Origin of the sequence: Blastococcus saxobsidens DD2, assembly GCF_000284015.1 — a bacterium.
Taxonomy (GTDB): Bacteria; Actinomycetota; Actinomycetes; order Mycobacteriales; family Geodermatophilaceae; genus Blastococcus; species Blastococcus saxobsidens_A.
The window spans coordinates 2,393,484-2,415,351 of the sequence record NC_016943.1 but is presented as its reverse complement, the minus strand read 5'-3'; the positions used below and the strand labels follow the sequence as shown (position 1 = coordinate 2,415,351).

General features: G+C 70.0%; 20 protein-coding genes and 1 tRNA gene. 7 read left to right on the top strand and 14 right to left on the bottom strand.

The genetic code is table 11. The features are described from left to right. Positions 1-2 precede the first annotated feature (2 nt). The 3 genes from BLASA_RS11390 to BLASA_RS11380 all read left to right on the top strand — a co-directional run bounded on the left by BLASA_RS11390 (position 3) and on the right by BLASA_RS11380 (position 2,247). Positions 3-1,409, top strand: a complete 1,407-nt coding sequence (locus BLASA_RS11390) for an amidase (RefSeq protein ID WP_014376287.1) — start codon at positions 3-5, stop codon at positions 1,407-1,409. 278 nt (positions 1,410-1,687) lie between these two features. Beyond that, positions 1,688-1,969 (top strand): type II toxin-antitoxin system Phd/YefM family antitoxin, encoded by a 282-nt coding sequence (locus BLASA_RS11385; RefSeq protein WP_041776406.1) that lies wholly within the window; start codon positions 1,688-1,690, stop codon positions 1,967-1,969. Beyond that, positions 1,966-2,247, top strand: coding sequence for a type II toxin-antitoxin system RelE family toxin (locus BLASA_RS11380; RefSeq protein WP_014376285.1), 282 nt, complete (start codon positions 1,966-1,968; stop codon positions 2,245-2,247). Before BLASA_RS11385 ends, BLASA_RS11380 begins: the two co-directional genes overlap by 4 nt. A 418-nt stretch (positions 2,248-2,665) precedes the next feature. On the opposite strand, the gene BLASA_RS11375 is transcribed toward BLASA_RS11380, so the two are convergent. The 13 genes from BLASA_RS11375 to BLASA_RS11315 form a co-directional block, all read right to left on the bottom strand. Beyond that, on the bottom strand, positions 2,666-3,562 hold the full coding sequence (locus tag BLASA_RS11375; RefSeq protein WP_014376284.1) for a mycofactocin-coupled SDR family oxidoreductase: 897 nt from the start codon (positions 3,560-3,562) through the stop codon (positions 2,666-2,668). A 194-nt stretch (positions 3,563-3,756) separates the two neighbouring features. Next, positions 3,757-4,143: a nuclear transport factor 2 family protein gene (locus BLASA_RS11370; protein ID WP_014376283.1), complete on the bottom strand. Its 387-nt coding sequence runs from the start codon at positions 4,141-4,143 to the stop codon at positions 3,757-3,759. Beyond that, the gene (locus tag BLASA_RS11365; RefSeq protein ID WP_014376282.1) at positions 4,140-5,030 is read right to left on the bottom strand and encodes an NAD(P)-dependent oxidoreductase; all 891 of its coding nucleotides are present in this window, start codon (positions 5,028-5,030) and stop codon (positions 4,140-4,142) included. The genes BLASA_RS11370 and BLASA_RS11365 overlap by 4 nt, the downstream gene beginning before the upstream one ends. A gap of 139 nt (positions 5,031-5,169) precedes the next feature. Further along, a complete protein-coding gene (locus BLASA_RS11360) occupies positions 5,170-6,246 on the bottom strand; it encodes a maleylacetate reductase (protein ID WP_014376281.1) in 1,077 nt (358 codons plus the stop codon). Then, a complete protein-coding gene (locus BLASA_RS11355) occupies positions 6,243-7,181 on the bottom strand; it encodes an intradiol ring-cleavage dioxygenase (protein ID WP_014376280.1) in 939 nt (312 codons plus the stop codon). Before BLASA_RS11355 ends, BLASA_RS11360 begins: the two co-directional genes overlap by 4 nt. Continuing rightward, positions 7,178-8,245 (bottom strand): zinc-dependent alcohol dehydrogenase, encoded by a 1,068-nt coding sequence (locus BLASA_RS11350; protein WP_014376279.1) that lies wholly within the window; start codon positions 8,243-8,245, stop codon positions 7,178-7,180. Before BLASA_RS11350 ends, BLASA_RS11355 begins: the two co-directional genes overlap by 4 nt. Continuing rightward, complete coding sequence (locus BLASA_RS11345; RefSeq protein ID WP_014376278.1) at positions 8,242-9,222, bottom strand: zinc-dependent alcohol dehydrogenase; 981 nt, start codon at positions 9,220-9,222, stop codon at positions 8,242-8,244. Before BLASA_RS11345 ends, BLASA_RS11350 begins: the two co-directional genes overlap by 4 nt. 134 nt (positions 9,223-9,356) lie before the next feature. Continuing rightward, the gene (locus BLASA_RS11340; RefSeq protein WP_014376277.1) at positions 9,357-10,427 is read right to left on the bottom strand and encodes an SDR family oxidoreductase; all 1,071 of its coding nucleotides are present in this window, start codon (positions 10,425-10,427) and stop codon (positions 9,357-9,359) included. Positions 10,428-10,494: 67 nt separating this feature from the next. Then, a complete protein-coding gene (locus BLASA_RS11335) occupies positions 10,495-10,950 on the bottom strand; it encodes a VOC family protein (protein WP_014376276.1) in 456 nt (151 codons plus the stop codon). Positions 10,951-10,974: 24 nt separating this feature from the next. Then, a complete protein-coding gene (locus BLASA_RS11330; RefSeq protein ID WP_014376275.1) occupies positions 10,975-12,039 on the bottom strand; it encodes an alcohol dehydrogenase catalytic domain-containing protein in 1,065 nt (354 codons plus the stop codon). A gap of 48 nt (positions 12,040-12,087) precedes the next feature. Then, positions 12,088-14,604 (bottom strand): ATP-binding cassette domain-containing protein, encoded by a 2,517-nt coding sequence (locus BLASA_RS11325; RefSeq protein WP_014376274.1) that lies wholly within the window; start codon positions 14,602-14,604, stop codon positions 12,088-12,090. A 92-nt stretch (positions 14,605-14,696) separates the two neighbouring features. Further along, on the bottom strand, positions 14,697-15,806 hold the full coding sequence (locus BLASA_RS11320; RefSeq protein ID WP_014376273.1) for a substrate-binding domain-containing protein: 1,110 nt from the start codon (positions 15,804-15,806) through the stop codon (positions 14,697-14,699). A 70-nt stretch (positions 15,807-15,876) separates the two neighbouring features. Continuing rightward, entirely contained in the window at positions 15,877-16,821 is a 945-nt protein-coding gene (locus tag BLASA_RS11315) for an ABC transporter permease (RefSeq protein ID WP_197536286.1), read from the bottom strand. A gap of 754 nt (positions 16,822-17,575) precedes the next feature. Here BLASA_RS11315 and BLASA_RS11310 point away from each other — a divergent pair. The 4 genes from BLASA_RS11310 (at position 17,576) to BLASA_RS11295 (ending at position 21,528) form a co-directional block, all read left to right on the top strand. Beyond that, positions 17,576-18,328, top strand: coding sequence for a helix-turn-helix domain-containing protein (locus tag BLASA_RS11310; RefSeq protein ID WP_014376270.1), 753 nt, complete (start codon positions 17,576-17,578; stop codon positions 18,326-18,328). A gap of 166 nt (positions 18,329-18,494) precedes the next feature. Continuing rightward, positions 18,495-19,277, top strand: coding sequence for an SDR family NAD(P)-dependent oxidoreductase (locus BLASA_RS11305; RefSeq protein WP_014376269.1), 783 nt, complete (start codon positions 18,495-18,497; stop codon positions 19,275-19,277). Positions 19,278-19,367: 90 nt separating this feature from the next. Beyond that, complete coding sequence (locus tag BLASA_RS11300; RefSeq protein WP_014376268.1) at positions 19,368-20,216, top strand: fumarylacetoacetate hydrolase family protein; 849 nt, start codon at positions 19,368-19,370, stop codon at positions 20,214-20,216. 4 nt (positions 20,217-20,220) lie between these two features. Next, entirely contained in the window at positions 20,221-21,528 is a 1,308-nt protein-coding gene (locus tag BLASA_RS11295; RefSeq protein WP_014376267.1) for a DUF3500 domain-containing protein, read from the top strand. A 265-nt stretch (positions 21,529-21,793) separates the two neighbouring features. On the opposite strand, the gene BLASA_RS11290 is transcribed toward BLASA_RS11295, so the two are convergent. Continuing rightward, positions 21,794-21,867: transfer RNA gene (locus BLASA_RS11290), tRNA-Pro, on the bottom strand. Position 21,868: the final 1 nt, after the last annotated feature.

Genomic DNA, 21,868 nt, shown 5'->3' with positions numbered 1-21,868 from the left:
CCGTGCAGCCCTTCGAGTTGTCGCTGACCGCAGCGGCCGGGGAGATCAAGGACGGGAACCTGTCGCCTCGGGAACTCACCGAGTCGGTTCTGGACCGGATCGAACAGACCGAGGACACCCTGGGCGCGTTCGCCCACGTCTGCGGAGACCTCGCCCGCAAGGCCGCGGCCCGGGCCGAGCACGAGATCGCCGGCGGCATGTACCGCGGGCCTCTGCACGGCATTCCCCTGGGGGTCAAGGACCTCTATGACACTGCCGGCGTTCCGTCGACCTCCAGCTCTGCGGTCCGCGCCGGCCGGGTACCGGACACCGATGCCGTAGCGGTCGAGAGGCTGCTGGGTGCCGGGATGGTGATGGTCGGAAAGACCCACACGCACGAGTTCGCCTACGGCGGCCTCACGCCGACGACCCGCAATCCGTGGGACGCCTCCCGTATCCCCGGCGGTTCGAGCGGGGGCTCCGGCGCGGCGGTCGCCGCGGGGAGCTGCATGGTGGGGATGGGCTCCGACACGGCCGGCTCGATTCGGATCCCCGCCAGCCTCTGCGGGACCGTGGGGCTGAAGCCCACCTACGGACGGGTCTCGCGACGTGGTGTGGCGTCACTGTCGTGGTCGTTGGACCACGTCGGTCCCCTGGCCCGGAACGTACGCGACTGCGCCCTCGTGCTCGGCGTGATCGCCGGGTTCGACCGCGCGGACACGGGCTCCGTCGACGTCCCCGTTCCGGACTTCACCGCCGGGCTGGACGGAGGCATCGCCGGGCTGCGCGTGGGTGTGCCGTCGAACTACTTCTTCGACCGCGTGCACGAGGACGTCGACCGCTCGGTCCGGGCGGCGATCAGCGTGCTCGAAGGGTTGGGCGCCGAGCTGCGCGAGGTGTCGATTCCCTACGCCGACCAGGTGCTGGCGGCCGAGTGGGCGATCCTCATGCCCGAGGCCAGCGCATACCACCAGGACGCCCTGCGCGAGAAGGCAGAGTTGTACACGGAGCAGACGAGGGTTCTCCTCGAAGTGGGCGAGCTGGTGCTGGCGACCGACTACATCAAGGCGCTGCGGGTCCGCACCCTGATGCAGCGGGCGTGGGCCGACATGTTCGCCGACATCGACGTGCTGGTCGCTCCCACGGAGCCCTTCGCCGCGCCTCGAGTCGGTGCGATGGAAGCGACCTGGCCCGACGGCCTCGCCGAGGACATCACCATGGCCTTGGTGCGGCTCACGTCGCCGGCCGACCTGACCGGCATGCCGAGCCTGACCCTGCCGGTCGGTTTCGACGACGCCGGCCTGCCGCTCGGCATGCAGGTGATCGGCCGCCCCTTCGACGAGGCGACGGTGCTGCGGGTAGGCCGGGCGTACGAACAGGTCTCGGACGCGGTGGGGCGGGTGGCTCCCGTCGTCCCACCGAAGGGGTAGCAGCCGGAGAACCGGCCGGCGCGCGGACTCCCACGTCGCATCCGCGTCGCTGGCACACGGAGCCCTGCGCCGGCCGAGTGAGCTCGGCGGAACAGGTTCCCGACCTCGCGCCGATGTGCGCCCGACCTCGCGGGGTGACCTGCGGCAGACCGCGCCCGGTCTGGTCAGGCGTTGCAGCCGGCGATCCGGTGCTGCAGTGCCAGCGCCGAGAGATGCGCCAGTGCCCCGCCAGCTCGCAGCGCTGGACGATGCAGCCCACTCTGGTCATACTTCTGACCATGACGACGTTCTCGCTGGCCGATGCGAAGACGCATCTGTCCAGGTTGGTCGCCCAGGTGAGTGGACAGCACGAACGCGTCTACGTGACCGTGCACGGCAGACCATCCGCTGTCCTCCTGGCGACGGAGGACCTCGAGTCCCTCGAAGAGACCATCGAGATCCTCGCCGACGCGGACGCCATGCGAAGGCTGCGCGCCTCGGACACCGAGATCGCCCGCGGTGAAGCGGAAACGCAGGAAGACCTCGCCGCCGCCATGCAGCGCCGGCACGCCAAGGGTTGACCGAGCACCAGGCGCGCCACGTCCTGGCCATCACCCCCACCGCGCGCCGGCAACTCACCGAGCATCTCCCGGAAGCGGTCGCGACCGCCGCCTACCAGTTCATCGTCGGACCACTTCTCGACAACCCCTATCGGGTCGGGAAGCAACTCCGCCCCCCGCTGGACGACCGTCACAGCGCACGTCGCGGCACCTACCGCGTCGTCTACCGATTCGACGACCACGACCGAACGGTGACCGTGGTCGACGTGGCTCATCGCCGAGACGCCTACCGTCCGTGACAGTCGGGCGGGCCCGCTGCGGCGAGCGTTGTTCACCCGACGTCGTGCGGCCCTGCTCGCCACGGATGTGCCAGTGCGGCTGAGAGCCACTCGAGCCCGGTAGACGTACGGCGGCCGAGGTCCAGAGGCGAGAAGGCACTGCCACAGATCGCCGCGATCCCCTGGAACACGGCCCTGTGGCCACCACGCTGGCACCAGGACGTGGGAGGCGGGCCGGCCTTCACGGCCGACCCGCCTTCACCTGCGGTTTCACTGTCGGGCTGACTAGATGTGAACCTGCGACCCCTTGACTTCCAGTCACGTTCGACGGGTTGGCCACCGTTCACCACCGTTCCGCGCGAACCCGGGCCGGGCGGTCATACGCCGAGGGTGGCGACCGAGATGCTCAGCCTGGCCTCGGCCGTCCGGGCTGCCGTGGTCAGTGGCCCGCCGAGGTGATGGCCGGCCAGGACAGCGGACTCAGGACAGGGGCGGTGTTGAAGCTCGGCAGGACCATGTGGCCGCCGTCGACGGGCAGTGCGATGCCGGTGATGTCAGCAGCGTCGTCCGATGCCAGGAAGACGACGGCCCGGCTGATCGTCTCGGGCGACAGCATGGCGCGGCCGGCGAGTGCACTCCAGTTGCGGCTACTTGCCTCGCGATCTGCCGGCGTACCGCCGGGATGGCCGGCCATCATGTCGTAGCAGCCCTGCCAGTCGTTCATCTTCGTGTCGACGAAGCCCGGGCAGATGGCGTTGCACCGTACGCCGTATGGCGCCATCTCCACGGCAAGGCTCTTCATCAAGCCGATGACGCCGTGTTTGGCCGCCGTGTAGTGCGCGAAGTTGGGCCCCGCCTCGAGTCCGTTGACCGACGACGTCAGGATAACCGAGCCGCTGCCCTGGGCGAGCAGGTGCGGCGCGGCCGCCTTCACCGTTCGCCAAGGACCGGACAGGACGACGTCCACCATCTCGGACCACTGCTGCTCGCTGATCTCCCATGCCGGGGTGAGGCCCCAGATGCCGGCGTTGGCCACCACGATGTCCAGGCCGCCCAGCTCGCCGACGGCGCGCTCGACGGCGGCATCGAGGTCCTCCTGCCGGCGGACGTCGCCGTGCACGGCGATGGCACGGCGGTCCAGGGCCTCGACGGCGGCCACCGTCTCCGCGAGATCCTCCGCCGTACCCGGCGAATAGGGCAACGTCTCCAGGTCGCCCGGCACGTCCAGGCACACGACGTCGGCACCTTCACGGGCCAGCGCGATGGCATGCGCTCTGCCCTGGCCACGGGCTGCGCCGGTGATGAATGCGACGCGACCAGCGAGTCGACCGCTCATGTTCGCTTCCTTCCACTTCCAGTCCCTGAGGGCGCGCCTGTCAGGCGGGCAAGGGCGCCTCGTGCGTTGAATTGCGCCAGTTCGAAATTTCGGATCAGCCTGGAGACGCCCTCATCACTTCCTCGAGGACATCGGCCCTGGTGCGACAGTCGGGCATGCTGCTCCGGCCCCGCAATCTCCCCAAGCCGTACAGCTCACGAGGGAAGAGGTGTGGGCTGGAATGCGAGCAGGCGCCACCGCTCCCCTTCGGCCACCCACACTGCGGCGACCCGGCTGTTGAGCGTCTTGGCCGCCCCGTTCATGTGGATCGATCCAGACATCGTGCCGCCGACGATCACGACGCCGGGTCGGCTCACGACCGCCTCGGTGGTGTGCTCAAGGTTGTGGTAGACCAGCGTCCCGTTGCGCAGCAGTTCCAGGTAGGAAGCCTTGCTGTCGACCGATGCGTTCGAGTGGGCATACCGCACGTCGTCGCTGAGCAGCTCTTCCAGCGCGTCGAGGTCGGCGTCGACCATCGCCGCGTACCGCCGGTCCTCGAGTTCGTCGATCTCGCTGGTCGAGAGCGTGTCGGGCAGGGTCATGGTTCCTCCAATTGGTTGGTGTCCCGGAGCAGGAGCAGGACCTCGGCCATGTCCCGCTCGGCCAGCCCGGCTCGGCGGGCGTCCTCGAGGACGTGACCGACCGTGGCCGCGACGGGCAGGTTCAGGTTGTGCTCGCGGGCGAGCTCCAGGCCCAACCCGACGTCCTTCTGCAGCAGGGAGATCGGGAAGGCGACGTCGACGCTCTCCGGCCGCAGGAACGTCTCGCGCTTGTAGGACACGTACGGCGCGGCCACGGCGCTCTCCTGGAGGACGTCGTAGAACACGTCGGAGTCCAGCCCATCGGCCTTCGCGACGACGAGTGCCTCCGCCACGGCCTGGTTCAGCGACGCGAGCGCGAGGTTCACGGCGAGTTTGGCGGCCGATCCCGAGCCGACCGGCCCGGTGTGGAACTGCGCCCGCGTCATGGCGGCCAGAAGAGGCCGGACGGTCGCGAACACCGCGGGGTCCGCGCCGACCATCGCCGTGATGGTGGCCGTCTCCGCCATGCTCACGCTGCCGGACACCGGTGCATCGACGAGCACGACGCCGGCCGCGCGCGTCTTCTCGGCGAGTGCCCGGACGGCGGCCGCTCCCACGGTTCCCATGACCACGTGCACGTGCGAGGGCCCGCAGTGGGCGAGGAACCCGCGGTCCCCGACGAGCAGCGCTTCGGTGGCTGCGGCATCCGGGAGCATGCTCACCGAGACCTCGGTCCCGGCCAGCCGGGTCGAGTCCCCGACCACCTCGACGCCGTCGACCTCCAGCTCCTGAGGTACGGCGCCGGCGGGGACCGCAGGGTCGTACCCGACGACGCGGTGACCGGCGAGCGCCAGATGACGCACCATCGGGCGCCCCATCCGGCCCAGACCGGCAAACCCGACCTCCATGACGGAACCTCCTAGATCCGAACTTCGCCCCGCTGCTGTCAGCGGGACGCTGGTACGACGCCCGGGGACGACTGGCTCGTCCGCGGGAAGGACCGGGCGTCGGTGCGGCCGGAGTGACGCCCGGCCGCACCTCGCCGCCCTACTGCCGCAGCGCGGGCGGCGGTTGCCCGGCCCACGCGGCACGCAGCAGGGACTCGACGCCGTCGCGGGTGACCGGCCGGGGGTTGCCGTAGGGGTTCGCGACGGCGAGCTCGACGACCCGTCCGACGTCCGCTTCCCGCATGCCGAGCTCGGCCAGTGACCGTGGTGCGCCCAGCCGGCCGGCGAGCTCCCACAGCTCCCGGGCCGGGTCCGGCGCGCCGCCGAGAGCACGGGAGAGCGCAGCGACCGCGTCCGGGGCGGCCGGCTGGTTGTAGGCGAGCGCGTGCGGCAGCACCACGGTGTGCGTCTGCGCGTGCGGCAGGTCGAGGGTGCCGCCGAGGGTGTGGCAGAGCTTGTGGTGCAAGGACATCGTCGTGGCGGCGAGCACCGCGCCGCACAACCACGCGCCGTACTGCGCTTCTCCACGGGCCTCGAGATCGCCGCCGTCGGCGACCACCCGGGGCAGAGCCGCGGTCAGCGCCCGAGCGCCCTCCTCGGCCATCAAAGAGATGATTGGGGACGCGTCCGGTGCGTACAGGCCCTCGACGGCGTGCGCGATGGCGTTCATCCCGCTGGTGGCGGACATGCCGGCAGGCAGGGTCAGCGTCAGCTCCGGGTCGTAGACGACGGTGCGCGGCAGGACGCGGACGTCGCGCCCGGTGCGTTTCTGCCCACCCTCCGTCAGCCCCCACACCGGGGTCATCTCCGAGCCGGCATAGGTCGTCGGCACGGCGATCACCGGTAGGCCGTGCTCGAGCGCGATCGCCTTGCCCAGGCCGACCGCCGACCCGCCCCCCACGGCCACGCACCCGTCAGCACCCAGATCCCGGGCGACGCCCCGAGCGCGAGTGGCGACCTCGACCGGCACGTGCATCCGCGCCTCGGGCAGCACGCCCGCCGCTCGCTTCCCCAGGGCGGCGGCGACAGCCCGGCCGGTCGCCTCCTGCTCCGGCGAGCAGAGCACCAGGACCCCGGTCAGGCCGAGCGCCTCGACTTCCTCCGGCAAGGAGGCCAGGGCCCCTGCGCCGAACACCACGCGCATCGGCAGCGCCTGGTACGTGAACGGCCAGATCACGACGGCGCTCCTCGCACCACGGTCGGCTGCGCCTGGGCAGGCTGAGCCGCCGGCGGAGCCTGGTCCGCCCGCAGCAGAGTGAGGTCGAAGGTCAGGGTCCGGAACGGGTTGGGCAGCCCTGCTTCCGCGGCCCGCGCCGGGTCGTCGACCTCCGGCACATCCCGGATGAGGCTTTCCTTCACGCCGAAGACCGCGTCGGAGTCCAGGTACGGGCTGTCGGCGACGAACACGTGCGTCGTCACCGGCCGATAGCCGGGCGCCGCGACGATGAAGTGCAGGTGCGCCGGCCGGTTGGGATGCCGGCCGGTGGCAGCCAGTAGTTGCCCGACCGGCCCGTCGTCGGGGATCGGATAGTACCGCGGCACCACCGACCGGAACCAGAAGCGCCCGTCGGCGTCGGCGGTGAACAGCCCGCGCAGATTGCCGGCCGGCTGGATGTCCGGCTGCTGGACGTCGTAGAAGCCGTCTTCGTTGGTCTGCCACACATCCACCGAGGCACCGGCCAACGGTTCGCCGTCCGGGCCGGTCACTCTCCCGGACACCAGGCACGGGGTGCCCTTGCCGTCCAGCGCGATGTCGTCCCCCAGCTGCCGCTCCGGGGACTCCACCATGTGGAAGGGGCCCAGCACCGTGGACTCGGTCGACGTCCCGCCGGTCCGGTGATTGATCGTCTCCACCAGCATCGAGATCCCGAGTACGTCGGAGAGCAGGATGAACTCCTGTCGCACGTCGTTGCTCATGTGCCCGGTGCGGGTGAGGAAGTCGATCGCGAAGCCCCACTCCTCCTCGGTGAGCTCGACGTCCTTCACGAATGCGTGCAGGTGATGGGCGAGCGAGGTCAAGATCTGCCGCAGCCGCGGCTCCGGGGTCTTGTCGAAGCTGGCGGCCACGACTTCGGCCGACCGTTCCTCGCTGAAGAGCTGTCCGTTGCTCATGCCGTCACCTCGGTGTCGACCAGGAGCTTTCCTCGCGAGGCGCCCTCTGCCATGGGGACGAGAGCGTCCTCCACGGCGTGTTCCAGCGGGACGACCTTCTCGACCAGCAACGACGCCAGGTCGCGTTGGGCCAGCAGGTCCAGCGCTGCGGGCAGGTTGGTGTCGCAGACGTGCGCGACAGTGGTCATCACGTCGATCTCCCGCAGGATCAGGTCGACGGCGTTGAAGGACACCTCCTTCTTGGGCAGCCCGACGAGCAGCACGGTGCCCCCTCGCCGGGTGAGCCGCTGCACCCGGGACAGGCCGTCGGCCAGTCCGCTCGCCTCGACGGTGACGTCGGCCAGGGAGGACCCGGTCAGCTCCCGCACGGCCTCCAGCGGGTCCGCCTCGGTCGCGTCGACCGTGTGGGTGGCACCCAGTTGGGTCGCCACCTGCAAACGGCCGGCGTCCACATCCACGGCGACCACCGCGCCGGCGCCGGCCGCCACGGCGCCGGCGACGATGAAGGAGCCGATCGCGCCGACCCCATGCACCACGACGACATCCCCCTGCCGGATGCGGCTGCGGTCCACCGCGTGGATGCCGACGGCGAGCGGCTGCGCGAGAGCGGCATTGTCGTCGGACACGTGCGGCGCGATCGGGTGCAGCATCGCGGCCGGCACGGTGATGCGTTCGGTGAGACCGCCGTCGGCGGACAGGCCGTAGGTCCAGTAGGACGCGCAGAGATTCGTCTGCCCGCGCCGGCACCAGTCGCAGCGGCCGCACCACACGCCGGCGCCGGCAGCCACGCGGTCGCCGACGGCGAACCGGTCGACGGCGGACCCGACCTCGTCGACGACACCGATGAACTCGTGTCCGAGCACGACCGGCCCCTGCACGCCGCTGGCCGGGTGGCGTCTCTCCAACGGGGTCATCACCGGGCCGGCCGCGAACTCGGTGGCGTCCGTACCGCACAAGCCCGCTCGCACGACCCTGAGCCTCACGTCGCCGAGGCCCGGGGCCGGCGGCTCGGGGCGCTCCTCGATCCGGGCGTCTCCCGCGGCGTGCAGGACGAGGGCCTTCACCGCTGACTCCGGTTCTCGATGTGCACCTTGATGTTCTCCCCGGTCTGCCGGGCGGCGGCGTAGGCGTCGGGGGCCTCGTCCAAACCGAAACGACGCGTCACCATGGGGGAGAGGTCGATCCCGGTGCGGGCGAGGAAGCGCAGCGTCTGCGGCCACACCCCCGGGGAACCGATGCTGCCCCGGATCTGCAGCTGCTTGGACTGGATGAGACCGAGCTGCGCCGGCGCGCTGCGGCCGACGTCGATGCCGATGTTGACCAGTCGCGCGTTGAGACCGGCCACCTCCAGCGTCGCGGCCATGGCGGCCGGCTGTCCGGAGGCCTCCAGCACCACGTCGGCTCCCTGGCCCCGGGTCAGCTCCTGCATCGCGTCGAGGAAGCCGTCGGCCGTCGGATCGACGACCTCGTCGGCGCCGAGCCGCCGCGCCAGATCCGCCCGGGAGGCGTTGGGTTCGGCGACGATGACCCGGGCACCCAGCGCCGAGGCGACGGCCACGCAGCTCAGCCCGATCGGGCCGGCACCGAAGACGACGGCCGTGTCGCTGGCGTTGAGGTTGTCCGCCCGCATGGCCGCGAAATAGGCACAGCTGAACGGCTCGACGAGCGCGGCCTGGGTGTCGGTCAGCTCCTCCGGCACGCGGTGCAGCCACTCCGGCCGGGCCACGAAGTACTCGGCCGCAGCACCGGAGATGGAGAACCCGAAGTGGTCCTCCCCGATGACGCACTCCCCCACCACGCGGTCACCGGGCTTGAAGTCGGTGACGGCGCGGCCGACCTCGACGATCTCGCCGGCCCACTCGTGGCCCGGGACGATCGGGTAGTCGAACGGGATGATGTAGCGCCCCTCGAGCAGCTCGAAGTCGGAGTGGCAGATCCCCACCGCCCGCGAGGTCACGAGCACCTCGTCTTCCGAGATCGACGGGGTGTCGGTCTCCGCGAGCGCCAGCTTGTCGACGTCTTGGAACTGGACGGCCTTCATGGGTTCGGTCCTCTCAGTGAGAGCAGGGGTCAGAAGTTGTGGGGCGACGTGGGATCAGCACCGGATCTCGCCGCCGCTGACTGCGATGACGACGTACGAGAGAGCCGTCAGTGCCTTCGACGTTCATTGCGGGCTCACCGAGCCGGGATGATCCGCGCCTTGCGGAGCCGGTCAAACAGGTCCAGGAACGAGCGCTCGCTGTCCTGGACGTCGGAAAAGCCGGCCTCCCGGCTCTTCGTCATGTCGGCGTACGTCTCGACGGTGCGACCGAGGTCGCTGTCGGTGTGCCACCACGGGGCGAGCCGGTCCACGTTGGGCTCGGCCAGGTCGTACTTCTCGGCGATGCCGCGCCAGACCGCCGGCGCGTCGGCCATCTGCTCGACCAGGGGCGAGGGGTGGCCGAAGTAGGGCGCGGCCTCCACGCCGAGCCCCTCGGCCACGACCTCCCACATCCGGCGCCACTGGAAGGTGTCGCCGTTGACGGTGTTGAACGCCTCGTTCGCCCCTGCCGGTGACGTGGCAGCCCAGGCGAGGTGACGGGCCAGCAGCCGCGCGTCGGTGATGTCCGTCGTCCCGTCGTACTGCTCCGGGGACCCCGGGAAGACGAACGGCCGCCCGGTCTCCCGGGCGATCGTCGCGTAGACGGCGAGTGTGACGCCCATGTTCATCGCGTTGCCGAGGGCATACCCGACGACGGTATGCGGCCGGTGCACCGACCAGCGGAAGCCGTACCTCTCCGCGGCCGCGAAGATGATGTCCTCCTGGTCGTAGTAGAAGTTCTTGTACTCCAGGCGCGGCTGGCTCTCCCGGAACGGCGGCTGCGCGGGGTTCTGGGCGTAGGCCTCGAACGGCCCGAGGTAGTGCTTGAGCCCGGTCACCAGCGCGACGTGCTCCAGCGTGCCGACCCGACCTGCCGCGTCGAGGGTGTTCCGGGTCATGGCGCCGTTGACCTCGATGTTGAGGTCCTCCGTGTCCTGCCGGAGCCAGGTGCAGTAGAAGAGGTGGGTGGCCCGGACCTCCTCGGCCACGGCGCCGACGGACGCCGGATCAAGCGCGTCACCGGCCACCGGGCGGACGTCGGCGGCCTCCGTGCCCGGATGGCGGGACATGCCGTAGACCTCCCAGCCGGTGGCGGCCAGGTGCTCGGCGGTGTTGCGACCGGTCAGGCCGGTGGCGCCCACCACCAGCGCTCTGTGGTTGTTCATCGGTTCTCGCTCTCTCGGCCAGTGCCACCAGGTGAGGCGGAGCGGCTCGTCGACGTGGGGACTGCGGTCACGGGTGACCGTGCGCGGCGCTCTGGAAGAGCTCGAGCGTCACGCCGTTCGGGTCCTTGAAGTAGGCGAAGGCGCACCCCTCGAGTGGCCCGTCCTCGATGGGAAGCGGAGGCGCAAGGAACTCCACGCCCTTGGCCCGCAGGTTCTCGTAGGCCCGCTGCAGGTCCGGGACGTCGATGCACACGTGCGCGCTGCCGACGTCGGCGTTGGACCTATCGAAGGTCTCCTGGCGCTCGTTGGCGTAGCAGAGCAGCTCGATGACGCAGCTGCCGAAGCGGAGAAACGCGAAGCTCAGGTCGGCGTCCGGCACCCCCACCGCCCGGGACAGCTCGGGCCCCGAGCCGGTCGCGACGAATTCCCGTTGCACGTCGAAGACCCGCTCGTACCACTGGAGCGACTCCTCGAGGTCTCGGACGGTGATCCCGACGTGGTGCATGTCGCCGAAGGACGTCATGGCGGTGCATCCCTTCTCTGCTGGTCAGGAACCGGCGCGGACGAGCACCTTGAGCTCGTTGCCGTGCGGGTCGATGAGGGCGTCGAAGCCCCGGGGCACGACGTCGTCGAGCGCGATCTCGGTCGTGACGGCCTTGGCCACCGGGTACTGGCCGGTGGCGATGAGCCGGATGATCCGCGGCCAGTCGGTGGTGTTCCAGCACCAGCTGCCGTAGAGGGTCAGGTCCTTCTCGGCCAACGCCATCGCGTCGAGGGTGGCCGGTCTGGTGTGCAGGCCCGTCTGCACGATCGCCGCCCGCTTGCGGGTCAGCGTCACGCAGCTGGCGAGTCCCGGTGAGCTGCCCGAGCACTCCACAGCCAGGTCGACGCCGTCGCCATGGGTCAGTTCGCCGACCAGGTCCGCTAGCTCACCCTTGGTCGGATCGACGACGTGCCCGATGTCGAGCCGTGCGGCCAGCGCCGCCCGGTTCTCGTTCGGCTCCGAGATGATCACCGAGGACGCGCCCGCCGCGCCGGCGTACATCGCGGTCAGCACACCGATCGGCCCGGCTCCCGTGACGAGCACGACGTCGCCACCGGTGACGCCGGCGCGCTCGACGCCGTACGCAGCCACGGCCGCGGGCTCGACGACGGCGCCCTCGAGGTCGGACACCTCGTCAGGCAGCATTGCGACCTGGTACTCCTTGACGACCGCGAGCTCGGCCATCCCGCCGGTCTCGGCGCTCAGGCCGGTACAGGCGAACTGCACGCAGAGATGACCCTGGCCGCGCCGGCAGTACCGGCACCGGCCGCAGACGATGGCCGGCATGATCGCGACCCGGTCTCCGGGCCGCACGTCCCGGACCGCCGGACCGACCTCGATGACCCGGGCCGAGAACTCGTGACCGAGGATCTGCGGGTTCGTGACACCGGTCAACGGGTGCGGCGTGGTCGGGGTGACGATCGGCCCGACCGCGTACTCGTGCAAATCGGTCCCGCAGATGCCGCAGTAGGACGGTGCGATGAGGACGTCGTCGGGCTCGCGGATCTGCGCCTCGGTGACGTCCTCGACTCGGATGTCGCCCTTGCCGTAGTAGCGGGCAGCACGCACAGGACTGCTCCCTTCTCTGTCGGGTGGAACGGGTGAGCGGTCGCCGTGTCAGTGGGCGACGCTGCGGCGGGTACCGCGGATCTGGCTGTAGACGACGGCGGCGATGACGATGAGCCCTCCTTGGAAGATGTACTGCCAGGTCTGCGTGAGGCCGAGGAAGGTCGTCGCGTTGAGCAGCTGGACGATGAGCCCGGCTCCCAGGAGGGTGCCGATGAAGCTGCCCCGGCCCCCGAGCAGGCTGGTGCCACCCAGGACCACCGCCGTGATGCTGCTGAGCGTGTAGCCGACGCCCTGGGCGGGGTCCCCGATGCCCAGCTGGGCCAGCAGGACCAGCGCCCCGAGGAACGTGAACAGGGACACCGCCACGAACGCCAGCACCACGGTGCGGGTGGTGGCCACGCCGAGGCGGCGGGACGACTCTTCGTTCGAGCCGACGGCCCGCAGCTGCATCCCCCAGCGACTGCGTCGCAGGAGGTACTCCATGGCGACGGCGATCAGGACGAGCAGGATGAAGGCCACCGGCACCGGGCCGACGGTGTACGTGATGACGTCGGTCACCGAGCGGCTGATCAGCCCCTCGGGCCGGTCGCGCAGCAGGAAGCTGAAGCCCTGGAGCGCGATGTAGGTGGCCAGTGTCGCGGCGACGGCGGTGAACTTGCCGAACCGGATCAGCGACCCGTTGACCGCTCCCGTCAGCGCCGCGGCACCCAGCATGAGCAGGAGTCCCAGAACCATGGTGGCGCCCGAGGACTCGTCGAGCAGGAAGAACGAGCCCACCACGACCAGGAAGCCGGCCAGCGGCCCCACCGAGAGGTCGATGCCCCCGACCATCAGCGCGATCGTCTGGCCCAGTGCGATGAAGCCGAGAGCACTGACGAGCAACGTCACCGAGGTGATGTTGAAGGGAAGGAAGTACCGGTCGTTCTGCGAGTAGATGTAGGCGGCGAGGACGACCATGACGGCGGCCAGGATCGCCACCGGGGCGTAGTCCCCCTCGAGCCGGCGGCGGAGGGAGGAGAAGCGCGCCGAGCTGGCCTCCCGCTCCTGGTCCTCCTTCTTGAGGGTGGTGGATGCGACTGCGGCGTGCACCATGCGCTCCTCGGTGACCTCCTCGCCGCTGAGGGTCGCCACCACGTGCCCGCGGGAGAGCACGATCACGCGATCGCAGAGCCCCTCGAGCTCCTTGGCGTCCGACGACGCCACCACCACCGGCACACCTGCGCCGGAGACCTCGCGGAGGATCCGGTAGATCTCCGACCGCGCACCCACGTCGACGCCCTGGGTGGGTTCGTCGGCGAGCAGGATGGCCGGCTGGGACAGCAGCGCGCGGGCCATCACGACCTTCTGCTGGTTGCCACCGGAGAGCGCGGTGACCGGGGCCTCCATCGACGGCGCCTTGACGTTGAGGCCGGTCAATTCCGCGCCGACGAGTTCCGCCTCGCGGCGGCGGCTGACGAACCGACCGATGCGGAACCGCTCGAGCCCGGCGACGGCGGCGTTCTCCCGCACCGACATCGTCATCATCAGGCCCTCGTGGTGCCGGTCAGCCGGCATGTAAGCCGAGGAGTCGTGCAGGCGCCGCACCGAGAAGTCGTCCTCCCCGATCCGGACGTCGCCGTCGAACCGGGACAGGCCGGCCAAGGCCCGGAGCAGGCCCTCCTGTCCATTCCCGACGACACCGGCGATGCCGATGATCTCGCCGCGGCCGGCACTGAACGAGACATCGGAGAAGCCGTCCCCGGTGAGACCGCGCACGTCGAGGACCGGCCTTTCGTCCTCGCGGATGCGGTGCTTGGGCGGGAACGTGTACTCCAGCTCCCGGCCCACGATCATGGCGAGCAGTTCGTCGTCGGTGACGTCCCCGACCGCGACCGTTCCGCGGTTGCGGCCGTCCCGGAGCACAGTCACCCGATCGGCCAGCTCCCGGACCTCGGCCAGACGGTGGGTGATGTAGACGACCGCCGTGCCCGACCGCGCAGCGGTCCGGACCCGGTCGAAGAGCAGGTCGACCGCATCCTGACCGAGCGGGGCGGTCGGCTCGTCGAGGATCAGCAGCTTCGGACGCAGGGCGAGCGCCTTGGCGAGCTCGAGCAGGTGCTTCTGCGCGACGCTCAGACCGGCGACGCGGTCCTCCAGGTGAGCGGTGGACCCCACGTCGGAGAGCAGCTGCCTCATTGCCGACGCCTCGTCCCCGGCGAACTGCAGGTGTTCTCGCGGGACGGCGACCCGGATGTTCTCCGCAACCGTGAGATCGGGTAGCACGGCTGGGTGCTGGTGGACGATCGCGATGCCGAGCCGGCCGGCCATCGCCGGGTCGAGGGCGGAGATCACATCGCCGCCCACCTCGACCGTCCCCGTGTCGGGCTGGGTCGTACCGGAGGCCACGCCCATGAGCGTGGACTTCCCCGCGCCGTTCTCGCCGAGGAGCGCGTGGACCTCTCCCGGCAGGAGCTCGATCGAGACGTCGCTGAGGGCGGAGACGGCGCCGTAGCTTTTCGAGATCCCGGAAAGGATCATCGTCGGCCGCGCCAGCGCGACAGGCGCCTGCTCCTTCTGCTCTGTCACCAGGGGTCCTTCGGGGTCGAGGGGGTGGAGTCCAGCCCGGCCGGTGCACCGGCGACGCGGATTCCGCGACCGGTGCACCGGGCCGTTTCGGGTCATTCGATGACGTCTGCCTGCTCCTCGGCCGGCATCTCCGCAGACAGGTAGATGTCGCCCGGCAGCTCCGGCTCGCAGGTCACCGGGTTGGGGCTGCCGGTGAGCGAGTTCTCGAAGGCCGTGGACGGATAGACGTCATCCGCCGGCACCTCTCCGCCCGTCGCACGGGCGACGGCGTGCTGGATGGCCAGCCGCGAGTGGTCGTTCTGCGTGGAGACGGTGAAGAGCTCGAAGTCGGGGTTGGCCTCCTGGTTCTCCTCCCAGAAGCACGCGAGGGCGTTGCCGTCCGATGTCGCGATGGCCGGAATGGACCGACCGCTCCGTTCGAACACGGGGAGCGCGCCGACCAGCGAGGGGCCGAAGTCGGAGACGATCACGTCGATCTCCGGATTCTGCGCGATCGCGGAGGTCAGCACCTGCTGCGTCTCTGCAGGGTCCCAGTTGGTCACCTCGAACGGCTGCTCGCCGATGAACGTGTACTTGCCCGTCGGGTCCAGCACCTCGTGGAGGCCTTCTGCCTCGGCCAGGCTCTGGCTGTTCCCGGGAGGGCCACCGAGGAAGAGGACGTTGCCTCCCTCTGGGAGGACTTCCTTGATCCATTCACCCCAGAGCCGGCCCGCCTCCTCGAAATCGCTGCCGATGAAGGCGTCGTAGTCCTCTCCCGGCTCGCCTCCCGGGTCCACCCGGTACGGCACGGTGACGACGCCGGCATTCTTGGCGGACCGGAGAGCGGGCAGCATCGCCTCACCGGCGTCCGGGAAAGAGACGAGGGCGTCGACGCCGGTCGCGACCATGCCTTGGATGTCGGCGATGGCCTTCTGGGTGTCGCCCTGGCCGTCCGCGTACTGGAACTCGGCCACGCTCGGGCACTTGGCTGCCTCGGCGCGGGCCGATGCAGTAGTGATCAGCCGCCAGCTGTTGCCGCCGAAGCCATCGGTCATGCCGAGGACGATCTCGTCGGGGCCGCACCAGGACGGCACGTCGCCGTTGGCGGCAGCGCCGCCGGATGCGGCCTGCGTGTCGTCGGAGCCACCACCGCAGGCGGCGAGTGTCAGGACACCCACGCTGAGCAGCGTGAGGGGCTTGGCAGGGAACTTGGGTCGGTTCACAGGAGGATTCCTCTCCGAGTCGTGCGAGGGACGGCGGACGGTCGTGCAGTGGTGCGGTGGGTCAGGCGGTTCAGGCGGAGATAGGTCTTCTCTGCCCGAACCGGTTGCGGAGGCCCCGCCAGTCGAGGCTGTACAGAGCGACCCCGACCGTCAGGGCCGCCGCCTCCACGAGGGTGCGAAAGGCGAACGAGACGCCGAGCGCCAGGACGAACTGGCCCAGCTGGCTGAGGAATAGTGCGGCAACCGCCGTCGCCACGAGGTATCCGCGGCCGCCGAGCAGCGATGTCCCACCGAGCACCACGGCCGCGACGGAGGGCAGCAGGTAGCTGTCGCCCTGGAAGGCCGTCGGCTGGGCGATGATGCCGGCGAGCATCACGCCGGCCATCCAGTACAGGATCTGCGCCCACACGTACGCGCCGGCTCGGTGCCGGGTCACCGGCAGAGCCGTGGCCCGGGCCGCATGCGGATTGGCTCCGATCGCCTCGAACCGACGTCCAGCGGCGGTCTTCTTCATCGCGACCGCGGCCACGACCACGACCACGACCGCCACGTAGACGGAGTTCGGGATGCCGAGGGTCAGACCGCCGGTCGCGCTGCGGAGCAGCTCGGTGGTGCGTCGGGGAGCGCCGCCGGATATGCCGAGCACGCCGGCGTACAGGAGCGCGTTCATCCCGAGTGTCGCAACGATCGGGTTCAGGCCCAGGCGCCCGATGAGGAGACCGTTGCCGATCCCCGCCGCGACCGCCACGACGAGACCGAGGCCGAGGGCCGGAAGCAGCCCGCTGTCGTCGCCGTTCGGAAGGTGCGTCGAAATGACGACGGCCAGTGAGATCGCTCCGGGTACCGAGAGGTCGAAGCCCCCTTGCTGGACCACCAGTGTCTGCCCGATCGCGGCGACCGCCAGCACGGCGGCGAAGGGCAGCATGCCGAGCAGTGCGCCGCGGCTGATGCTCGTCGGCGCCACGAGAGCGCTCGCAAAAAAGAGGAACGCGACCGCGACGGTGACGGTGAGCATGCCGCGGGACACGGTGAATCGAGGCCCCGCCTTGACGGCGGGCCGCGCTGGTGCGTCGAGGGCCATTGCCTCCGCCTCCTCCGGTGATGTGGATGTAACCGGTGCGTAGTGACCGGCGTCACGCAGTGATGTCCGACCGTACAGACGAAGACGAGTGTTCACAAGCACTTCACAAACATCTTTTCGGGCCCCATGATGTGGCACATTCAGGTGATACAGGCCCCCTGAAGGAGCCCGCCGTCGCGCCAGGGGGGTCGGTTGACCGTTAAGCAGCGCATCCCAGTGTTAAGCAGCAGACTGGCACGAGGCCAACCGGAGGATTGGGGGGACGAGGAGTGGGTGGTCCTCATGGGTGCCATGACCACAGCTGCTCAGCGGTCTCGCCGAACGGGGCAGCGAAGATCCACAGGGCCGGTGCTTCCCGTGTCGGTCGGCCCGCGGACCGGAGGCATGACATAGACGCCGGGCTTGGGCCGCCCTCCGGCGACGTCCGCATCTACAGCAAGCGAGGAGAAGGGTCGGTGGAAACAGGCGCCATGAGGGCCACGGAGCGTTGCGGCGGCGAACCTGCTTGCGTTCCGGCTACGGCGCGCAGCAACTGCAGTGCCACCGACGCGTTTCCACTTCCGCCACAGATCCCAGCTGCCGACCGCCATCTCCCCATGGGGATGAGCTGGGGCCTCCCGTGACTGGCGCGAGCGTCACGAATGCGATGGATAATCGAAAAATCACCGTCAGCGACAGGGGAACCAGCATGAGCACCAGCGCGGGACCGGATGCCCCGGCGGAGATGGATCCCGCGGAAACGTTGGGTGGTCGGCTGCGGCACGCACGGCTACAGGCGAACCTGTCACTCCGGGAGGTGGCTCGACAGCTCGGCGTCTCGGCGTCCTTCGTGTCGCAACTCGAGAACGGCAAGTCTCAGCCATCCGTCGCCACACTGTTCTCGTTGGCTCGCCTGCTCGGGGTATCCATCGACCGGCTCTTCGATGAGCATGGCGGCGCCACGCTCCCGGCAGAAGCCGCCCCTGTGACGCGGCAGCCCGAAGAGCGCTCACCCGCTTCGACACGGTCATCCGACCTCTCCTCGGAGGAGGCTGGGCTGCTTCCCCGCGGCAAGCCGGGCTTCCCGGCTGTCACCTGGGGGGAGCAATCCCCTGAGCCACTACGGTTCTCCGTCACGACGCCCGGTCAGCGAAGTCGGCTGGTGCTCGAGTCCGGCGTCTCCTGGGAGCAGCTCGTCCGCAAGTCCGACGAGCTGGACTTCATCGAGCTCGTCTATCCCCCGGGCAGCAGCTCCACCATGGACGGCCGCATGCTCCGTCACGACGACTACGAGTACGGCATCCTGCTGGAGGGCGAGCTGGAGGTGACTCTCGGATTCGATGTCTTCGTCCTGCACGCGGGCGAAGCGATCGGGTTCGACTCGACGGTCCCCCATCTCTTCAGGAACCCTGGAACGACGCCTGCCCGCGGCATTTGGGTCATGCATCACGGGCGCAAGTAGGCAGGGCTTCGGTGCATCGCGTAAGCCGATCGCTTGGGTGGCCGCTCGGCTACACGCCAGCCCTACATGATTACTGCGGCGCTGAGTCAGCAGAAGCACCATCCGGTCGAACGGGATTCGAAGGGGTGGCCGCGTCGGTCACACCAGTTCCTACCAAGGAGAAACCATGGACGCCCTGAAGGACCGAGTCGCCGTCATCACCGGGGCCGCACAGGGCCAAGGCGCAGCTGAGGCGCGCCTCCTGGCCGCACACGGCGCCCACGTAGTCATCACCGACCTGCAGGAAGCGGGACGGGCATTGGCCGAGGACATCGGCGCTTCTGCACCCGGTAGCGCCGAGTTCATCCGGCTTGACGTCACCGACGAGCAGGCGTGGGGAGCTCTGGCCGACGACCTACGCGATCGTCACGGGCGCCTGGACGTCCTCGTCAACAATGCTGGAGTGGCATTCCGCTTCGGGATGATGGAGACCACGCGCGACGACTTCGAGCACGTCCTGGCCGTTAACCTTGTGGGCCCGTTCCTGGCCATGCGAGCTTTGGCGCCACTGATGCGGGACAGCGGCGGCGGTTCGATCGTCAACGTGGGGTCGGCCGCCGGGATGACGGGGCACTTCTCCGCGGCCTACTCCACGAGCAAGTGGGGGCTGCGGGGGGTCACGAAGGTGGCGGCCATGGAGTTCGCGTCTTGGAACATCCGGGTAAACGCGATCCACCCTGGCATCGTCAACACAGCGTTGGTCCCGGGAGACACCGCCTTCCCTCAGGCCATGACTCGCTTCACCCCCCTGGGACGTGCTGCGGAGGTCGAGGACGTCGCACCCCTGGTGTTTTTCCTCGCCGGTGACGGATCTCGCTTCATCACCGGATCGGACTTCCCCGTCGACGGCGGGCTCGTGGACCTCGGCGTCTACGACGCTGTGGCCAAGGAGTACCAGAACCTCAAGTAACCCGTCAGGCGGGCTACGGGCTCGTCCGCCCGGCTTGCACGCGACGGTAGCCCGCCTGAAGCGCCATCCAACACTTGAGGGAGTCCAGCCATGAGGATCGCCGGCATCCGCCGGGACGGCGGCGCGATCGAGGTCGCATCGCTGTCCGAGGACGGCGCACAGATCACCGTCGTCGCCGGGCTCGAGGAGTTCTGGACCGACGCACCGGGCTTCCTGTCCCGCGAGCCCGCCGGGGCGACGGTGCCGGCGACCGACGTCGAGTTCGCACCCCCGGTGCTGCCCGGCGCCCGCGTGATCTGCATCGGGCTGAACTACCTCAAGCACGTCGCCGAGGGCTCCTTCGCCGGGGAGGGCGTACCGCCGTACCCGACGCTCTTCGCGCGCTGGACGCAGTCGCTGACCGTGGGCGGCGCAGAGGTGCCTGTCCCCTCGGAGGAGGACGGCCTGGACTGGGAGGGCGAGGTGATGGCCTACGTCGGCGCCCCCCTGGTCGACGCCACCCCGGAGGAAGCACTGGCCGCCGTCGTCGGCTACTCGGCGTTCAACGACCTGACCTGCCGCCGCGCGCAGAAGCTGACCAGCCAGTGGATCCTCGGCAAGAACGGCGACCGCTCCGGCCCGCTCGGCCCGATCGTGCCCGCCGCGGAGGTCGGCGACCTCCGCGACGGGCTGCGCGTGCAGACCCGCGTCAACGGCCAGACGGTGCAGGACGCACGCACCGACGAGATGGTCTACACCGTCGGCGACACGCTCGCCCTCATCTCGCGGACGTTCACCCTGCGTCCCGGAGACCTGCTGGCCACCGGCACGCCGGCCGGCGTGGGCTACGGCCGGACGCCACCGTGGCTGCTGCAGCCCGGGGACGTCGTCGAGGTCGAGGTCGACCGGCTCGGCGTCCTCACCAACTCCATCGTCGCGAACGACGCCCGGAAGGCCTGACACGATGCCCGGCGAGTACCGCCAGTACCTCTTCCCGCACGACCACCCGCGGCTGGCCGGGGTCCGCGGCATGGGCCCCTACGTCTACCGGGAGCACGCCCGGACGCCGGACACGTTCACCGGCGGGCTCGTCGAGGGCTGGACCCCGCTGTACCGGAACGAGTTCCGGGGCGTCACCGAGGACGGGACGCTTCGTGAGGGGCTGTACCCGTTCGAGCCGGCCCGTCCCGGCGAGGAGGCGCCGGTCGAGGCCATGGTTGCAGCGGCGCACGACCTGCTCGCCGTCCTGGACGACGAGGGCCGGCAGCGGATCTGCTTCGCTGTCGACGCCGTCGAATGGCAGACCTGGGCCAACCCGGAGTTCATGCAGTTCGACACCGGCCTGCGGCTGGACCTGCAGCCGGCCGAGGTGCGGGAGAAGGCGCTGGCGCTGATGCGCGCCTCCCTCTCCCCCGAGGGCTACGAGCTCGCCCACGCCATGATGCTGATCAACGGGTTCCTCGGCGGGATCGTCGACCTGGAGACGGTGCTCAACGAGTTCAGCTACAACATCGCCCTCTACGGCGTCCCCGACGCCCGTGCCCCGTGGGGCTGGCAGCTGTTCGGCCACCACTGCGCACTCAACTGCCTCGTGGTCGAGGGCCGGATGGCCGTCTCCCCCGTGTTCCTGGGCGCCGAGCCCGACCAGATCGACGAGGGCCCGCACGCCGGCCTCGCCGACGTCTTCGCCGACCGCATCACCCTCGGCACCGCGCTGATGGCCGCCCTGCCCGAGGAGCAGCGGCAAGCCGCCACCGTGTACGAGCAGATGGTCGACCCAGCCATGCCACTGGGGCGGGTGCACCCCGGTGACGAGCGGCACCTGGCCGGCGCCTTCCAGGACAACCGCGTGATCCCCTTCGAGGGAATCCGGGTCGCCGACATGCCGCCCCCGGCGCGGAAGACGGCGCTGGCGATCGCAGAGACGTTCGTCCGGCTGCTCCCCGAGGGGCCGCGACAGGCCCGCATGCGGGAGATCGAGCAGCACCTCGACGAGGCGTGGTTCGCCTGGATCGGCGGGTCCGAGCCAGGAGACGTCTTCTACTACCGGCTCCAGTCACCGGTCCTTATCGCCGAACTAGACCACCACTGCGGCGTATTCCTGGACTACGACACCCCACAGCCCTTCCACATCCACACCGTGCTGCGCACCCCGCACGGCAACGACTACGGCCGCGCCTGGGTGCAGCAGTGGCACCGGGCACATGCGGCTGCCGTGAACGGACCCGGCGCGCCGGACACAGGCCGTACCGAACGGGCCAGGACCGGCTGACCGACTACACGCAGGTCCGCGGCAGCGGCAAGTGAGTGAGCCCGGGTGACCGAGACACCGGGAGCGCTCGACCGCGGGTCGGCACGGCCCGCTCGCGGCCGGGCCGGAGCGACGTCGTGCAGAGCTCGACGCAGAGACGGCTGATCAGGGCGCTGCGAGGGCGGCCGTTGCTGTACCGCAGCCGCGTTGCTGTGTCCGTTGCTGTACTCACGCGAAAGGCGGGCCGACCTTACCGGCCGACCCGCCTTCACCTGCGGCTCCACTGTCGGGCTGACAGGATTTGAACCTGCGACCCCCTGACCCCCAGTCAGGTGCGCTACCAAGCTGCGCTACAGCCCGC

What these genes read in the sequence shown, in the direction of transcription:
- BLASA_RS11385 (WP_041776406.1), top strand. Translation starts at nt 1,688, where the DNA reads ATGACGACGTTCTCGCTGGCCGATGCGAAGACGCATCTGTCCAGGTTG.
- BLASA_RS11375 (WP_014376284.1), bottom strand. Translation starts at nt 3,562, where the DNA reads ATGAGCGGTCGACTCGCTGGTCGCGTCGCATTCATCACCGGCGCAGCC.
- BLASA_RS11370 (WP_014376283.1), bottom strand. Translation starts at nt 4,143, where the DNA reads ATGACCCTGCCCGACACGCTCTCGACCAGCGAGATCGACGAACTCGAG.
- BLASA_RS11365 (WP_014376282.1), bottom strand. Translation starts at nt 5,030, where the DNA reads ATGGAGGTCGGGTTTGCCGGTCTGGGCCGGATGGGGCGCCCGATGGTG.
- BLASA_RS11355 (WP_014376280.1), bottom strand. Translation starts at nt 7,181, where the DNA reads ATGAGCAACGGACAGCTCTTCAGCGAGGAACGGTCGGCCGAAGTCGTG.
- BLASA_RS11345 (WP_014376278.1), bottom strand. Translation starts at nt 9,222, where the DNA reads ATGAAGGCCGTCCAGTTCCAAGACGTCGACAAGCTGGCGCTCGCGGAG.
- BLASA_RS11340 (WP_014376277.1), bottom strand. Translation starts at nt 10,427, where the DNA reads ATGAACAACCACAGAGCGCTGGTGGTGGGCGCCACCGGCCTGACCGGT.
- BLASA_RS11335 (WP_014376276.1), bottom strand. Translation starts at nt 10,950, where the DNA reads ATGACGTCCTTCGGCGACATGCACCACGTCGGGATCACCGTCCGAGAC.
- BLASA_RS11315 (WP_197536286.1), bottom strand. Translation starts at nt 16,821, where the DNA reads ATGCTCACCGTCACCGTCGCGGTCGCGTTCCTCTTTTTTGCGAGCGCT.
- BLASA_RS11310 (WP_014376270.1), top strand. Translation starts at nt 17,576, where the DNA reads ATGAGCACCAGCGCGGGACCGGATGCCCCGGCGGAGATGGATCCCGCG.
- BLASA_RS11305 (WP_014376269.1), top strand. Translation starts at nt 18,495, where the DNA reads ATGGACGCCCTGAAGGACCGAGTCGCCGTCATCACCGGGGCCGCACAG.
- BLASA_RS11300 (WP_014376268.1), top strand. Translation starts at nt 19,368, where the DNA reads ATGAGGATCGCCGGCATCCGCCGGGACGGCGGCGCGATCGAGGTCGCA.
- BLASA_RS11295 (WP_014376267.1), top strand. Translation starts at nt 20,221, where the DNA reads ATGCCCGGCGAGTACCGCCAGTACCTCTTCCCGCACGACCACCCGCGG.